This window comes from Candidatus Krumholzibacteriia bacterium (genome assembly GCA_035649275.1).
Classification (GTDB): Bacteria; Krumholzibacteriota; Krumholzibacteriia.
In genome coordinates this window covers 1-15,057 of sequence record DASRJW010000144.1, presented here as the reverse complement: position 1 = coordinate 15,057, position 15,057 = coordinate 1, and the positions used below count along the sequence as shown (strand labels likewise).

Annotated in this window: 13 protein-coding genes; 5 read left to right on the top strand and 8 right to left on the bottom strand. The window is 66.4% G+C overall.

Going from position 1 to position 15,057, the window contains the following annotated elements:
- Positions 1-565: 565 nt before the first annotated feature.
- Entirely contained in the window at positions 566-1,159 is a 594-nt protein-coding gene (locus VFE28_16370; GenBank protein ID HZM17570.1) for a hypothetical protein, read from the top strand.
- Positions 1,160-1,233: 74 nt separating this feature from the next.
- The gene (locus tag VFE28_16365; GenBank protein ID HZM17569.1) at positions 1,234-2,955 is read left to right on the top strand and encodes an alpha/beta fold hydrolase; all 1,722 of its coding nucleotides are present in this window, start codon (positions 1,234-1,236) and stop codon (positions 2,953-2,955) included.
- 89 nt (positions 2,956-3,044) lie between these two features.
- On the opposite strand, the gene VFE28_16360 is transcribed toward VFE28_16365, so the two are convergent.
- Genes VFE28_16360 through asnB form a run of 3 tightly spaced genes read right to left on the bottom strand, consistent with a single transcriptional unit; the run spans position 3,045 to position 6,636 of the window.
- Positions 3,045-3,455 (bottom strand): threonyl-tRNA synthetase editing domain-containing protein, encoded by a 411-nt coding sequence (locus VFE28_16360; GenBank protein ID HZM17568.1) that lies wholly within the window; start codon positions 3,453-3,455, stop codon positions 3,045-3,047.
- Positions 3,452-4,762, bottom strand: a complete 1,311-nt coding sequence (locus VFE28_16355; GenBank protein ID HZM17567.1) for a nucleotide sugar dehydrogenase — start codon at positions 4,760-4,762, stop codon at positions 3,452-3,454. The genes VFE28_16360 and VFE28_16355 overlap by 4 nt, the downstream gene beginning before the upstream one ends.
- Entirely contained in the window at positions 4,759-6,636 is a 1,878-nt protein-coding gene (gene asnB / locus VFE28_16350) for an asparagine synthase (glutamine-hydrolyzing) (protein ID HZM17566.1), read from the bottom strand. Before asnB ends, VFE28_16355 begins: the two co-directional genes overlap by 4 nt.
- 193 nt (positions 6,637-6,829) lie before the next feature.
- Here asnB and VFE28_16345 point away from each other — a divergent pair, with 193 nt between their 5' ends.
- Both VFE28_16345 and VFE28_16340 read left to right on the top strand, forming a co-directional pair.
- Positions 6,830-7,279: a hypothetical protein gene (locus VFE28_16345; protein HZM17565.1), complete on the top strand. Its 450-nt coding sequence runs from the start codon at positions 6,830-6,832 to the stop codon at positions 7,277-7,279.
- A 158-nt stretch (positions 7,280-7,437) separates the two neighbouring features.
- On the top strand, positions 7,438-8,157 hold the full coding sequence (locus VFE28_16340) for a hypothetical protein (protein HZM17564.1): 720 nt from the start codon (positions 7,438-7,440) through the stop codon (positions 8,155-8,157).
- Positions 8,158-8,254: 97 nt separating this feature from the next.
- Here the strand turns inward: VFE28_16340 and VFE28_16335 are convergent, their stop codons facing one another.
- Both VFE28_16335 and VFE28_16330 read right to left on the bottom strand, forming a co-directional pair.
- A complete protein-coding gene (locus tag VFE28_16335) occupies positions 8,255-8,863 on the bottom strand; it encodes a DNA-3-methyladenine glycosylase I (protein ID HZM17563.1) in 609 nt (202 codons plus the stop codon).
- A gap of 1,809 nt (positions 8,864-10,672) precedes the next feature.
- Positions 10,673-11,569 (bottom strand): DMT family transporter, encoded by an 897-nt coding sequence (locus tag VFE28_16330; GenBank protein ID HZM17562.1) that lies wholly within the window; start codon positions 11,567-11,569, stop codon positions 10,673-10,675.
- 251 nt (positions 11,570-11,820) lie between these two features.
- On the opposite strand from VFE28_16330, the gene VFE28_16325 reads away from it, so the two are divergent.
- The gene (locus VFE28_16325; GenBank protein ID HZM17561.1) at positions 11,821-13,443 is read left to right on the top strand and encodes a peptide MFS transporter; all 1,623 of its coding nucleotides are present in this window, start codon (positions 11,821-11,823) and stop codon (positions 13,441-13,443) included.
- Position 13,444: 1 nt separating this feature from the next.
- Here the strand turns inward: VFE28_16325 and VFE28_16320 are convergent, their stop codons facing one another.
- The 3 genes from VFE28_16320 to VFE28_16310 all read right to left on the bottom strand — a co-directional run.
- Positions 13,445-13,885: a heme-binding domain-containing protein gene (locus VFE28_16320; GenBank protein ID HZM17560.1), complete on the bottom strand. Its 441-nt coding sequence runs from the start codon at positions 13,883-13,885 to the stop codon at positions 13,445-13,447.
- A gap of 64 nt (positions 13,886-13,949) precedes the next feature.
- Positions 13,950-14,693, bottom strand: coding sequence for a c-type cytochrome (locus VFE28_16315; GenBank protein HZM17559.1), 744 nt, complete (start codon positions 14,691-14,693; stop codon positions 13,950-13,952).
- Positions 14,694-14,763: 70 nt separating this feature from the next.
- On the bottom strand, positions 14,764-15,057 hold a 294-nt coding region (locus VFE28_16310; GenBank protein HZM17558.1), incomplete at its 5' end, for a hypothetical protein.

Sequence of the window (15,057 nt, the reverse complement as noted above, 5' to 3'; positions counted from 1 at the left end):
CCGCTGGTCTGACATTCTAAAGGACCAGAGTAAGGATTGAAATCTCGTCACGGGACAGCGCGAGCCGTGCGGGAGGAAGATGATGCGACAGTCGCAACAGCCTGAGCTCTGGCTTCGCATCGTCGTCGAGCAGCCTGTTCCTGAGGTACTCCTGCGGCTGCAGCGTGGACGGGACGAGCTCGTGGAACCCGTCTCCAGCACGTCGTTGGAAGTGACGTTCGACTTCACAGTACGTGTCGCGTTTCCTCGGGCCGGCGGAGCCCCTCACTTTCTTGGCCCTTTCGCTCAGGGGCCGCCCAGCGCGCGATTCGTCTATCTCAACGCCGGCCGCCGGGCTGGGCAGGTGGACACTCCTTGGGATCGACGCGCGAAGATCCCGCTTGCAGGCATCACGTCGCAGCAAGTGGAGGTCGCACTATCGCAGCCGGACACCCGCCTCGAGGTCCGCATCCCGGGACGGGGCCGCGATGGAGGACCGACTTGTGCCACCGTGCCTCTACGATCCGGAGCCTGGCAGGTGAGTGGTGGGGCACACTAACCGCGATGAACTACGCATGAGGTCCACGTGAAGATCGCCTTCGGATGGAAGGCCCACTCGGGGTGGGCAGCGCTCGTCGCGCTGAGCGGAGGAGGCGACCGCTTCCAGGTGGTCGATCGGCGCCGGGTGGATCTCGTCCAGGAAGGCTGGGCGAAGCAGCCCTATCATGCTGCCGAAGGCCTCGCCCCACGCGATGGCCGGCGGATGGTCGAGCGCGGCCTCCAAGCGGCCCGGACAGGCGCGACGCGAGAGCTACGAGCGGCGGTGAAACGTGCCCAGGCCGGTGGACACGAAATCACGGCCTGCGCTGTGCTCATGGGCGAGCCCATGCCCGACTGGAGCGTCGAGGAGATCCTCGCCGTGCACTTCCGCATGCACAAGGCGGAAGGGGTGCTGTTCCGTGACGCCCTAGTGCGGGCCGTGACCGCATGCGGGTTGAGGACTGTCGAGATTCCCGAGAAACAGCTGCAAGACTACGCCGAACGAGCGCTTGGCGCGCCGTGGAGCACTTTGCTCAAGAAGGTTGTGTCGCTCGGGAAGTCTGTCGGGCCGCCCTGGGGGAAGGATCAGAAGGAAGCTGCCGTCGCGGCCATGATCGCCCTGCAGGGACGCAAAGTGTGAGCTCCCTACCCACGAGAATGCGTTCCAACCCTTTCCCCTAGCGAAACGTCCAAGGAAAGATGAGGGAGGGTTCGATGACAGTGTGGCCATGGGTCGTGTCCCTCGTGATGATCGCCACCTTCGGGGCAACGAATGCCTCCGCTGGGACAGAGCCTGCAGCGACCCCAGAATCATTGTGTAGCGGGGACTGGGTCGGTCAGTTCGCGCTCGGCGATACGACGACGTTCCTCCGCGTGCAATTCACCTACGCGGCGCCCGCGTTGAACGGCAGTGCCGATCTTCCCGCAGACAACGCGTGGGGCGTGGAGCTTTCCGAGGTTCGACTGGCGCCGACGTCGCTCTCTTTCGGCTTCGCCTTCGGCAGCGACACAGCACGCTTCGACGGCCAGGCGGAACGGGATTCCCTGCACGGCGAATTCCGTGCCGGCGGGAAGCAGGGAAGACTCCACCTCATTCATCGCATGGCGTACGACTCCACGGTGGTGCGTCGCCTCGCCGGCAACTACCGGATCGCCGAAGATCGCGTCCTCTCCATGGGGCCGATGGACGAGGCTGGCGGCTGGCTTGCCTTTTTCGACTCGAAGACGCGTCGCGGCGGCATTCTCTATGGGTTGTCGGAGACAGAGTTCTTCACCGGACCGACGTTTCGAATCGATTACCCCATCACGATTCGCGCCGATGTCTCCCTGGATGCTCCTACGCCAGCCGCCCCGGTGGGGGAGAAGGCTCGCGGCAAGGTGCGCGCGCTCACCTGGTGGGAGCGCGGCGAACCGCGTCGCGAGGCCGTGCGCCTCGATGATCACGTGAGTGAGGACGTGACCTTCCAGAACGGGCCGGTGCGACTCGCCGGCACCGTGACGGTACCCAAGGGGGCCGGGCGACATCCCGCCGTCATTCTGATCCACGGCGCTGGGGGTACCATCCCCACCCGAGATTTCGGCTATTGGTCCAGCTACTTCTCCGGCCACGGCTTGGCGGTGCTCGCCTTCGACAAACGCGGTGGCGGCGCCTCGACGGGGAACGCTTGGACGGCAACGTACGAGGACTTGGCGGACGACGTGCTGGCAGGCCTCAGGTACCTCCAAACGAGAAGCGACATCGATCCCGAGCGGATCGGCTTCTATGGCACGAGCAATGGCGGGTATATCGCCCCTCTCGCGGCGGCTCGGTCCGAGGGTCGCGTGGCGTTCATCACGGTACGCTCGGGATCGGCGCGCAAAGTGGGTGACAACATTGCCTACGAGGTCGGCAACGACTTGCGCTCGCAAGGATTCTCGGAGGCCGACGTCGCCAGGGCTGTGGCCATTCGGCAACGGGTGACCGATTTCGTGCTCAGCCATCCCCAAATCACCACGCCCGCATGGGACTCGCTCCGCGCCGAGGTCGATGCAGTGTCCCAGGAGCCCTGGTTTCCCTGGGCCCGCGTGCTCTGGGTGCCGCGGGTTTCACCCACGGACAGTATGGGCGCCGCGTTCCTGAACAAGCTGAGAGCAGAGTGGCAGTACGACCCGATTCCTTATTGGCGCAAGGTGCGTACGCCCGTCTACATCATGCTCGGCGCGCTGGATCGTTCGGTGCCCAGCGCAGAAAGCGCGGTGCTCCTGCGCCGCGCTCTGGCCGACGCCGGGAACCGCGACGCCACCGTCAAGGTGTTCGAGCATGGAAACCATGGCCTCCTCGAGTCGCGCACGGGATACGACCGCGAGGTCCTCGAGTTGACCACCTACGTCCCTGGTTTTCAGGACAGCTTGGTTGGATGGATCAAAGCGCGGGTGGGACTGGCTCGTAGGCGCTGAGAATCCGCTGGCGCGCGCGTCGTGTCCGTGTTCGAGGTTCCGTTCCCATCCCGGCAGTGATCGAGATCGCTCGCTTCGATGGCTCGGAATCAGAGCTCGACGAAGACCTTGGCCAGAGATGGGCCGGCAACGTGCAGGCGGAACTCGTTGAACCAGCCGAAGGGCGTGGTGTGGACGGCGTAGTCGGCGCCGGCCAGGCGCTCCCGCATGGCCCCGAGGAGGGCATCGGCCCGTTCGGGCTCGGCCCGAGTCGCCGCCAGATGGGCGAAGGAGTGGAGCACCACGGTGCGGGTCTCGAACTTGCCCGCCAGCCACTTGATGTTCTTGATGGCCTTGGTGACGAGCTTGTCCTGGCGCTCCGGATCTTCCGCCTCGACGTGGATCAAGGCCACGACGGCAGGTCCGGTTTCGACGCCCGCAGGGGCCTCTGGTGCCTCCGGCAGCGAGCGCTCGAACGGTTTCAGCCAATAGTCGTGCACGTAGAGGAGAAGGAGCTTCACCAGCAGATTCCCTCGTAGCCATCGATGTCCGGCAGGTTCTCCTGGAGTCGCACCAGATCCAGCAGGCGCTGCCCTGGCCGCAGCGTCTCCAAGGCGCGGTGGAACTCGTCGTTGCGGTTCCCCACCACGAGCACCTCGGCATGTTGCAGGACTTCGTCCAGTGTCTTGCACATGAGACGGTCGATGTGCGGGATCTCCTTCTCGATGTACTCCTTGTTGGCACCGAAGAGCCGGGCGAGCGACACGTTCGGGTCGTAGATGCGCACGTCGTAGCCCTTGCCGATCATCGTCTCCACCACTTCCACGATGGGACTCTCGCGCAGATCGTCCGTGCCCCCCTTGAAGGAGAGGCCGAGGAAGCCGAGGCGGCGCGACTTCCAGCGCAGCAGCGTATCGACGGCGCGCTTCACCTGCAGGCTGTTCGAGGCGAGCAGGCTCTCCAGGAGTGGCGCGGACACGTCGAGTTCCCGCGCCCGGAAGGCGAGGGCGCGCACGTCCTTGGGCAGGCAGGAACCGCCGAAGGCGAAGCCCGGCAGCAGATACTTGGTGGAGATGTTCAGCTTTTCGTCCCGGCAGAAGATCTCCATCACCGCGTGGCTGTCGATACCAGTGGCCTTGCAGATGTTCCCGATCTCGTTGGCGAAGGCGATCTTGGTGGCATGGAAGGCGTTGCTCACGTACTTCACCATCTCGGCGACGGGCGTGGCAGTGCGCACGAGCGGCGCCTCCAGGTCATGATAGAGCCCCGCCACGATCTCGAGCGCGTCCGGGTGCTCGCTCCCGATCAAGGTGAGCGGCGGCTGCAGGAAGTCGACGATCGCCGTGCCCTCGCGCATGAACTCGGGGTTGACGACCACGCCGAAGTCCTGCCCCGGCTGCTTCCCGGAGGCGCGGGCCAGGATCCCGGCCACGGTGGCGGCGGTGCCGGGCATCACGGTGCTCCTGATCACGACCACGTGGTAGGCGGACACCGAACGCAGCGCCTCGCCGATCTCTTCGGCCACCTTGTGCACGTGCCCGAGGTCCAGACTGCCGTTCCGCCGGCTCGGTGTGCCGACGCAGACGAGCGAGACCTCCGTGTTCTGCACCGCCTCCAGCGCCGAAGTCGTGGCGCGCAGGCGCCCGGCGGCCTTGCCGGCGGCGAGGAGAGCGTCGACGCCCGATTCGACGATGGGGCTCTGCCCGGCGTTCAGGATGTCGACCTTGACGGGATTCACGTCCACACCGATGACTCGGTGACCGGCGCGGGCGAAGCAGCCGGCGCAGACGCAACCTACGTACCCGAGCCCGAAGACGGCGACTTTCATGTCACCGCCACGGGGGAGCGCAGGAAGCGGCGGTACCAGAGCTCGAAGCTGAGGAGGGCGAAGATGCGCCGCCTGTGATCCCGCCGGCGCTCGCGATGTTCCTGCAGGAGTTTTTCCACCGCCGCCGGGTCGAAGTGCTCGCGGCAGGCCGAGTCGCGGCCGAGGAGGGTGTCGACCACGAAGCCGTCGAGCTCGCTCTGGAACCAGGTGTCCACGGGGGTGGCGAAGCCCTTCTTCGGACGGTGGATGATGCTCTCCGGCAACCAGCGCCGGGCGGCCTGCTTGTGTACGTACTTCGCGGTCAGACCGCGGAGCTTGAGGTTGGGTGGCAGCGTTTCCATGAACTCCACCAGCTCCACGTCCAGGATGGGAACACGCGCCTCGAGGGAGTTGGCCATGGCGAGCTTGTCGCCATAGAAGAGGAGGTCGTCCGGGAGCGAGAGCCGCGTATCGATGTAGAGGAGCTGCGACAACCCGTCCAGGTGCTCCACGTCGCGCTGCCAGCGTCGCAGCGGCTCGACGGGATCGAAGCGTTGCACGACCGCGGCCAGCTCTGGTCGGAGGAGCCGCAAGGCCTCGTCGCGGGGGAAGAGCGCGTGGATGCGGGCGAAGCGCTGCACCGGATCGCGTTCTCCGAGAGAGCGGGCGGCGCGGCGCAGCTTCTCGGCCCGCGGCAGCGCCGCTACCAGGCGTTGCGATACCGGGCTCCCCGCCAGCCAGCCGAGGCTGCCCGCCAGCTTTTCGCCCCGATAGCGGTCGTAGCCCGCCAGCGGTTCATCGGCCCCCTGGCCGGTGAGCACGACCTTGACGCTCTCGCGCGCCAGCTTGGTGAGGAAGAAGAAAGCGAAGGTGCTCTGCGACAGCACCGGCTCTTCGAGATGCCACAGCGACTCGGGGAAGAAGTCCACGTAGTGCTTCGAGCTGATGCGCACATCCCGGTGCTGCGTGCCGAGAAAGCGAGCCGACGCCGCCGCCTCCTCGAGCTCGTTCCAGTCGCCTTCCTCTTCGAAGCCGACGGAGAAGCTGGAAATGGGAGACGGCGACACCTGGCGCATGACCGCGGTCACCAGGGCGGAGTCGACGCCGCCGGAGAGCAGAGAAGCCACGGGAACGTCGCTCACCATCTGGCGCTCGACCGCGAGACGGAAGCGGTGGGCGTACTCCTCGATGGCCTCGGCCTCGGCGATCGCACGGATCTGCGGTGTCGTGCGCCAGTAGCGCTCGAGACGGGCCCCGCCGCCGTCGACGCGCAAGCGATGCCCCGGCGGGATCTTGTGGATGCCCTTGAAGAGCGTCCGCGGCGAGGGGACGAAGCCGAGGGCGAGGAAGATGCCGAGGGCTTCCTGATCGAGCTCGCGCGGCACGCGTTCGTCCTGCAGGATGGCCTTGATCTCGGAGCCGAAGAGGAGGCGCGTGCCGTCGTCGTGGTAGTAGAGCGGCTTCACCCCCAGGTGATCGCGGGCGAGGAGCAAGGAGCGCGAGGTACCGTCCCACACGGCGAAGCCGAAGATGCCGTTCAGGTGGTTGGTGACGTCCGAGCCCCATTCCTCGTGGCCGTGGACGATGGTTTCGGTGTCGGAAACGGTGCGGAAACGGTGACCAGCGCCTTCCAGCTGGCGGCGCAGATCGCGATAGTTGTAAATCTCACCGTTGAGGATGACCCAGCGGCTCTCATCCTCGTTCGGGATGGGCTGGTGGCCGGTGGTGAGGTCGATGATCGACAGCCGACGGAATCCCAGGCCGATGCCGCCTTGCACCAGGAAGCCGTCGTCGTCGGGTCCCCGGTGGCGGAGGCTCTCCGCCATGGCCTCGACGAGCGGGCGCGACACGTCTTCGCCCCGGCGATAGTGGAAAATGCCGCAGATTCCGCACATGGGGTTCTTCGACGTGATGAGCAGGGTTGCGTCCCGCCGGGCGCGACGGGAGCAGGGCACGAACGCGGCTCAGTCTACCACAGGCATCCAGGGGGGTACCGCACCCCATGTGGGGCCAGGGGAAAACCCTGGTTGCGACCCCGGGATGGGGTCCAGTACATTCGGGATGCGAGCGCCCCTGTCGGGAGGATTCGTGGCCACTCCGGACTCGTCAGGTCAGTTCCGCATCGCCATCCACGTCCGCACCTTGAACGCCATCCTGGAACACGGGCTGCCGGCGCTGCAGGTTCTGGAGGCCCTAGGGGCAAGCACCGCCGCGCGGCCAGGAACGCTCGGCATGGTGCGCCGGACGGAGCTCGGCTGGGGCGACTCGTTGCTCGTGACCACGAAGAACTCCACCTACGCCATCAGCCGCGCCAGCAGCGAGTCGTGGTTCGTCTGGGGTGGTTGGTTCGAGCGCCAGGGTCCGGTGCCAGCAGTCCTCGGCATCAACGGCTGCACCTGGGGCGGCAGCGTCATCTACCCGGACATCCTCGCCGCGCCGGGTCTCTTCCTCGAGTTCGCCAACGGCGTGACCACGACGCGCATCCGCTCGGTGCAGATTCTGCCCCGTGCCGGCGCCGCCGACTTTCCTCTCTCCTAACGAGCGCCTTCATCGCGTTCAGGATCGCCTTGTGGTGACGGCGATGCTTTTGGACGCTCTGATGTTAGAATACGGTCTCTATCCAGCCTGCCATCCCGCAGGGATTGGAAGGGGCTGAGCGAGTCCAAAGCTCGCCTGCCTGCCACCGGAGGCTCACCATGAAGGTCACTCTATGGGTCGCGATGGGCGTCCTGGCCTGCGCCACCTCAGCGTTCGCCCGCGGCAGCATCATCCTGACGCTCACCCCGTATTCGGCACCCGGCCTTGCCACCGCCACGGTCCAGGTCGACCTCACGATCACCGATACCGGGGGCGTACCGGACTGCATGTTCATTGACGTTTACCGCCGGGCGGTATACCCGTGCGGCTCCTTAGGGCTCGTCCAGCGCATTCCCCGGCAGCTCGGCACCCGGTCCCTGCAGATCGTCGACACAGTGACACCGAACACGAGCTACCGATACTTCGTCGTCAGCACTCAGAGCATCGGTCCCCCCTGCGATTCTCAAGCCTTTCAGCGCGAGTTCGACCCTTACGGCTATGGCTTCGATATCCAGGCGTACACGACCGTCGGACCCGACCCGACTCCGTTGGTGAAAGGCCGACTGGTGACGACCAACGACGCCACGCCGAACTTCGCGCTGGAGCACTGCAGCGATGATTGCTCAGGCATATGGGCTGGGGTCGGGGGACCCGAGGTCCGGGCGTATGTCGACACGGGCACCGAGTTGCTGCTCTATGGAACCGCGCCTTACTGCTGCAGCACCGGCGGTTGGATGATCCAGGTCACGAACGCCGTGCCGCAGCCTTGTGCACCGGTGGACGTCGAGGCTCGCGATTGGTCGGACCTCAAGATGCTCTACCGAGATGCGACCAGGTGAATCAAGAGAAAGCCTCCTCGGTGCAGAAAGGTGCTCTCGACAAGCTCTTTTTAGCACCTGGAGGCTTTTTGGTCTTCAACTTTGCGAATAGTCCGGGCTAAGAGCGCCGCTTTCGCGGTTGCCTGCCGGTAAGGGCCGCCACCTGGGCGTGGCGGAAACAGCCGAGCAGGTGATCGTTCACCATGCCGGTGGCCTGCATGTGGGCGTAGCAGATGGTGGGGCCGACGAAGCGGAAGCCGCGTTGCACGAGGTCGCGGCTCATGACTTCGGACTCCTCGGTCTTGGCAGGGATTTCCGTCATGCGGCGCCAGCGGTTTCGGATCGGTTTGCCCTCCACGAAGCGCCAGCTGTAGGCGTCGAAAGAGCCGAACTCTTCCTGCACCTTCAAATAGGCCCGAGCATTGGCGATCGCCGCCTCGATCTTCTGCCGGTTGCGAACGATGCCGGCGTCGGCGAGCAAGCGCGCGATCTTGCGCTGGTCGAAGCGCGCCACCTTCTCCGGGACGAAGTCGGCGAAGGCACGCCGGTAGTTGTCGCGCTTGCGCAGGATCGTGAGCCAGCTGAGCCCGGCTTGCGCCCCCTCGAGGACGAGGAACTCGAAGAGAAGGCGGTCGTCGTGGAGCGGCACGCCCCACTCCGTGTCGTGGTAGGTGATGTAGAGCGGATCGCTCCCCGCCCAGTCGCAGCGGCTCGTCTCTCCAGACACGGTGGACTCCTCTCTTCGCTCGTTGCCCCGAGGCGGCTCTCCCGACTATCGTAGGCGAGTTCCGGCCGGAGGTCTGGCCAGTGCTGCACGGCGGGAACCTGGGCCTCGAGGCCGGTCCTCCCGGTCCGAAAGCGAAGGCGCTGCTCCTGCTCGCGTTCTGCGCCGCGCGACTGCCTTATCTGCTCGTCGGTCCGGGCGTGCAGCTGTCGTTGCTTCCCGACGATGCATCGTACTATCTCGAAGCGGCGCGGCGAAGCGTGGAGACCGGGGCTTGGCCCACGCTGGACGGGCGCAACCCGACCCACGGTTTCCATCCTCTCTACATGCTGGTGCAGATCGCGCTGCAGCGCCTCGTGGGCACGGAGCCGTCGATCGTCGTGCCGTGCACGCTGGCGCTGCACCTCGTCCTGAACGCCGTCGCCGTGGCGCTCGTCCTGCGCGCCCTCTGGAGGTCGCCGGCGCCGGGTACGGCGGCGCGCACCTCTTCAGCGTCCGCGGGCGCGCTCTTCACCTTCCTTCTCCTCGCGCTCGATCCGGCCTGGACTGCCCATGGTCTCTCGGGTCTCGATGCCGGCCTCTCCTCGCTTCTCCTCCTGGTCCTGGCCTGTCGCTGGTACGATCCGTTCACCGATCCGGAGGCGGAGCGCAAGGGGACCGCTTGGATGCTCGATGGTGTCCTCGGCGCCGCCGCTGTTCTGGCGCGCACCGATTCGCTCCTGTTCCTGCTCCTGGGATTCCAGCTCCTCGTGCTGCAGCGGATTCGTGCGCCGCGACGGCGCCTTGCCGGGCCCTTCGTCACCGCACTCGTGGCTTTCGCCCTGGTCTTGCCCTGGCTCGTCGTCTGTTACCTGCGTTTCGGCTCCATTGCCCAGGACAGCGGCGTAGCCATCGCTTACCGCATGCGACAGATCTCGGGCCCGCCGGGATCGCTCGCTTGGCTGGAGGCGACGAGCAGGAACCTCGCCTTCTGGATCTACCGGCTCGGCTGGACCTGGGGCTTCATCCCCTTGACCTTTTGGCTCGTGGGGCTCCGATTGCCATGGAATCACTGGCGCCGGGACCGCTGGCGGCGGCCGAGCCAAGTCGCAGTGATCGTGCTCTGTCTCCTCACCTTCGTGGAGAGGCGCAACGACCTGTGGTACATCGGCTCGCTCCCTGGCGCGGGGATCGAAATCGCCCTCGGGGCTTTGGGGCTGCTCGCCGGGCTGCTCGTCCGCCGCGTCGCGCCGGTTGGAGCAGGCCTTTGGAGCTGGTTCGCCGGCGGCTATGTCGTGCTCGTCATCGTCGCCTACGTGTTCGGCCTCGGGGCATTTCAGGTGTGGTACTCGACGGGACCCGCGCTCCTGCTCCTCGCGCTCACGGCTCCACCACTCCTGGCGTACGGGCACCGCCACCCGCGTTTCCTTGCCCTCGTCCTGATGCTCGTCGTCGCGCAGTGCGGCTGGCGCACTTTCCGTTACCTGACGCACGGAGCTTTCGAGGGCATGCGCCACGACCTCTTCGCTGCGGGCACCGAGCTGCGGGAACGGCTGAACCACCTCGACGCGCCGCAGCTGGTCGCAGACCGGACGCCGCGCGCGGCGCTTCGCTTCGGGAGCTTCGACTCCGGGGAGCTGAGCTACCTGCTGCATCCGTTCCCCGTCACCAATTTGGACGGGGTGATGAACCATGCAGCGGCCCAGGCCATGCGGGCGGGAGCGTTCGACACCTACCTGCAGGAAGACGGCATCACCCACATCCTGCAGGAGAGGGAGCGGATCGAATACTTCCAGCGTGTGGCCCCGTTCACCGTCCAAGCGGATCCGACACTCAGTCGCGCCTTGCGGCGCGGCGTGTTCCGGATTCTCGCGCCTGACCCGAGCCGACCGCGAGGCCGACCCCGCCGAGGATCATGGCGCCGGCGAGCAGGAGACGCAGGCCGACCGACTCGCCGAGCAAGACGACCCCGCCGCAGGCAGCGAGCACCGGTACCGTGAGCTGCAGCGTGGCTGCTCGCGTCGCCGTGAGTCCGGCGAGCGCCGCGTACCAGGCGACGTAGCCGACACCGGAGGCGATCGCCCCGGACAGCACGGCGAGAGCCAAACCCCGGGGCGAAGCGTGCAGCGAGCGGAGCCCGAGGAGCACGAGCAGGGCGACGTACGGCAAGGTGAGGCGGAAATTCCTCGCCGTGTCGGCAAGAGGAGCGCTCGAGCCACGTCCGCGCAGCGAGTAGATGCCCCAGGAAATCCCGGCGATGGCCATGAGCGCCGAAGCTCCCGGCGCCGGCGCCCGCAGGCCGGGGAACACCAGCACCACGAGCCCGGCGAGGGCGAGGACGAGCCCTGCCCATTGCAACGGATGCGGCCGCTCCCCGGAGCGGAGCGCGGCGAGGAGCATCGTCGCCTGCACGGAGCCGAAGAGGACGAGGGCGCCCGTCCCGACGCTCAAGCCGAGATAGGCGAAAGAGAAGGCGGCCGCATAGGCGAAGAGCAGGAACGCCGAGATCCATGGCGACCCAGTGCGCCGATTCTGCCGTCGCGTCGAAGCAAGCAACCAGAGAGCGAGAGCTCCCGAAAGCAATCGAACGCCGGTGAAAGCGGCGGGATCGGCCTCGGAGGCTCCGAGCGCCATGCGGCAGAGCACGGAATTGGAGGCGAACGAGACCAGGGCGAAGGCGGTGCAGGCGACGAGGCGCGCACGCACTCGGCCCGGCGCAGGCGTGATCACTGGGCATCCTGGAACGCGGTGACCCCGAGATCGCACCTCGGCGTGCTGCTTCGAGCGTTTGAACCACTGCGCCCGGATGCGAGACTCATGCACCCTCCACAAGATCCAGGCTCAGTGTAGAGGCAGTCGGCGCGCGCGGACAACGGTGCAGTGCCTGGAACCGCGACCTCTGGAATCGCAGGCTGCGATTGGGCGCCGCGGAGCCTTCTGCTATGCTCCCCGCCGGTTCGCGCCATCCCCGGAGGTCGCGCTTGTTCAAGAACCATCCGATCGGGCTCCGAGTGCTCTTCTTCACCGAGATGTGGGAGCGTTTCGGCTACTACCTGATCCTCGGCATCCTGTCGCTCTACATGATCGACAGCGCCAAGGGGGGACTCGGCCTCGATCACACCCAGGCCGCGGAGATCTACGGCACCTTCATCGCCCTCGTCTACCTGACGCCCTTCCTGGGTGGGTTGCTCGCCGACCAGTACCTGGGCTACCGGCGAAGCGTCATCCTGGGCGGCATCCTCATGGGGATCGGCTACCTCGGCATCGCCCTCTTCCCTGGGAGAGGGGGCTTCTGGGCGGCGCTGGGCTTGATCATCCTGGGCAACGGTTTCTTCAAGCCCTGCATCAGCACCATCGTGGGACGGCTCTATCCCGAAGGCAGCCCGCTCAAGGACGCGGGCTACAACATCTTCTACATGGGCATCAACGTCGGAGCCTTCGTCTGCAACTTCGTGGCGGCCATCTTGCGCAACCGCTTCGGCTGGCCCTATGCCTTCGCCGCCGCCGGCATCGGCATGTTCATCGGCGTGATCGTCTTCATCTCCGGGCAGAAGCTCATCGCCGGCGCCAAGGATCGCGGTGACGGCTCGGCGGCGCAGGGCGGCGTCCTGCGCAGCCTCTTTCTGCAGGTGATGCTACCGGCGCTCGTCTTCGGCTTCCTCGGCTACCGCTTCCTGGGTCATGCGTTCGGCTCCCCGCAGACGGCGGCCTTCGTCGCCGCGGCGCTGCCCGTGGTGGTGTACTACGTGCTCTTGTGGGCGCGGGCGCCGGTGCAGGAGAAGGGTCCCATCGGCGCCATGCTGGCGATGTTCGCCGTGGTCGTCGTCTTCTGGATGATCTTCCATCAGAACGGTTCGTCTCTCACCTACTGGGCGGAAGAGAACACGCGTCGCGAGGCGGGGGCGTTGGCGCCGGTGCTGCAAACGCTCTACATGGACCAGGACGCCACCATTTGCGTCGCCAGCGATGCCAGCTGCACTGGCATCGTCGATCCCGATGGCAAGGGCTCCTACTGGCACAACGTGGTGGCCGCCGAGCGGCCGGCGGCGGGACAGAAGGCCACGCTCATCTCGACCGAGCTCTTCCAGTCGATCAATCCGTTCTTCGTCGTCGTGCTGACGCCGGTGGTGGTGAGCTTTTTCTCCCTGCTCCGGCGCCGCAAGCGCGAGCCCTCGACGCCGGCCAAGATCGCCTGGGGAATGCTGATCACCGCCGTCTCCACGCTGCTCATGGTGACCGCCGTGACTTTGAGCCGAGACGGCGAGCACAAGGTCTCCCCCTGGTGGCTCTTCTGGACCTACGGCGTCATCACCGTCGGCGAACTCTTCCTGAGCCCCATGGGCTTGTCGATGGTGTCCAAGCTCTCGCCGACGCGGGTGACGGCGCTCATGATGGGCGGCTGGTTCCTGGCGACGTCGATCGGCAACAAGCTGGCAGGCGTGCTCGCCGGCTTCTGGGAGAAGATTCCGCTGGTGGGCATCTTCTGGATCAACTGCGTCACCGCTCTCGCGGCGGCCGTCGTCATCGCGGTCATGGTGCCGTGGATCAAGCGCGCCATGGCGGCGCACGAGACGCAGGTGGCGAAGAACAGCGGCGGGCACTAGCTCACGGGTTGCACCAGGTGAGGAGCGCTTGGCGCTGCGCCTCGGTGAGGCGCGCCTCGGGGTGCATCCAGGTGTAGCTGCGGAGCGGCATCTTCCGGTGCGAGATCTGTTCCTCGATGTCATGGAAGGCATGTTCCTGCGCCTCCAAGTCGAGACGCGGCCATTGGGAAAAGTTGAGGTCTCCCCGGCCATGCTCGACATGCCGCGCCACGATCCAGGCCACCGGCGCCACCCGGCTGTACCAGGGCCAGCGCGTCTCGTGGGAATGGCAGTCGTAGCAGGCGCCGCGCAGGATCGCCGCGACCTCGGCGGGAGCGTCCACGTCCCACTCGACCGGCGGGTTGGTGCGCTCCACGGGCATGGCTTGAGCGATGCCGAAGGCGAGGAGGAGGCCGAGCAAGATCCAACGTCCCCGGCGTCGCGGTCCGGATGCAGGGCTCATGCCGGGCCTCGGTGAAGGTGGGGGCGGCAGCCTGTCCATCCGTTCGCAGCCGGGATTCCTCGACTCATTTGCCCGAGCGCACCCGTTCCAGCATTTGCTTGGCGCGCCCGTCTTCCGGGTTGATCGCCAGAGCCCGTTCGATGCAGGCGATCGCTGCGTCCTTGTCGCCCTTCGTGGCGTACAGCCCCGCGAGACCCAGGTGGCTCTCGCCCTTGTCGCCGTTGAACTCCACGTTGAGCTTCGCCACCTCGATGGCGCCGTCCACGTTGTTCTGCCCGCGTGCCAGGTTCTCGGCCACGCTGTTGAGCGCCCGGGGGCCGAAGTCGTAGGAACCCGAGCCGTAGTACTGCTGGCGCAGCTCGCGATAGCGCGCCGTGGCGGCGGGGACCCCTCCCTTGGCGATCTCCGCCGTGAGGAGCTGGTCCAGCGTCTGTGGCTTGGTGACGCCGCGGTGGCAGGTAACGCAACGCACCTCCATGGGAGACTGCCGGCCTGTCGTGGGCAGGAGATGGCTGTTGATTTCACGAGCCATCTGCAGCATGGCGCGGGCGACGCGCTTGGTCTCCTTGTCGTCGGAGGCGAAGTCGTAGCCCTCGAGGGTATTCGGGTCCTGGCCGACGTGGCAGTGGTTGCAGCGCACTCCCAGGGCGCCGGTGAACTCGCGCATGCGATCCACCAACTCCCGTTTGGGAGTGTCGGCAGGAAACACCTTCAGGTTGGTGAACTTGTCCGGGATCTGGGCCGAGGCGAGGGCGGCGCCGAGGGACAAGAACAGAAACACGGCAACGAGCATGGCGGAACGCGGCATGACTCCTCCTCGTTGGCGAGGTCGATGGAAACGGCGCCTGAACACAACTCCTGTCGGCGAGACCGTACGATCAGTTGAAGGTGTACAAGTGGGGATGCTGGAAGTCGGTGAAGTTCTTCGACACCTGCGTCCCCTGGGCGATCGACTGGACCTCGCTGTTCGTGAGCGGCAGATCATGGGTGTGGCCGCTACCGGTGAAGGTGATGGTCACGGCGGCTCCGGCGTCGAGCTGCGCCTTCGTGATGATACCGGTGTGGGTGTGGCCGCTGCCGGTGGCGTGTCCCGTCACATCCCCGGCACCCGCCTTGGGCGCCGCTGGATCGTCACCGCCGCAATCGGTCACGGTGACGGTGACTCCGATCAG

What these genes read in the sequence shown, in the direction of transcription:
- asnB (HZM17566.1), bottom strand. Translation starts at nt 6,636, where the DNA reads ATGTGCGGAATCTGCGGCATTTTCCACTATCGCCGGGGCGAAGACGTG.
- VFE28_16340 (HZM17564.1), top strand. Translation starts at nt 7,438, where the DNA reads ATGAAGGTCACTCTATGGGTCGCGATGGGCGTCCTGGCCTGCGCCACC.
- VFE28_16320 (HZM17560.1), bottom strand. Translation starts at nt 13,885, where the DNA reads ATGAGCCCTGCATCCGGACCGCGACGCCGGGGACGTTGGATCTTGCTC.
- VFE28_16315 (HZM17559.1), bottom strand. Translation starts at nt 14,693, where the DNA reads ATGCCGCGTTCCGCCATGCTCGTTGCCGTGTTTCTGTTCTTGTCCCTC.
- VFE28_16355 (HZM17567.1), bottom strand. Translation starts at nt 4,762, where the DNA reads ATGAAAGTCGCCGTCTTCGGGCTCGGGTACGTAGGTTGCGTCTGCGCC.
- VFE28_16365 (HZM17569.1), top strand. Translation starts at nt 1,234, where the DNA reads ATGACAGTGTGGCCATGGGTCGTGTCCCTCGTGATGATCGCCACCTTC.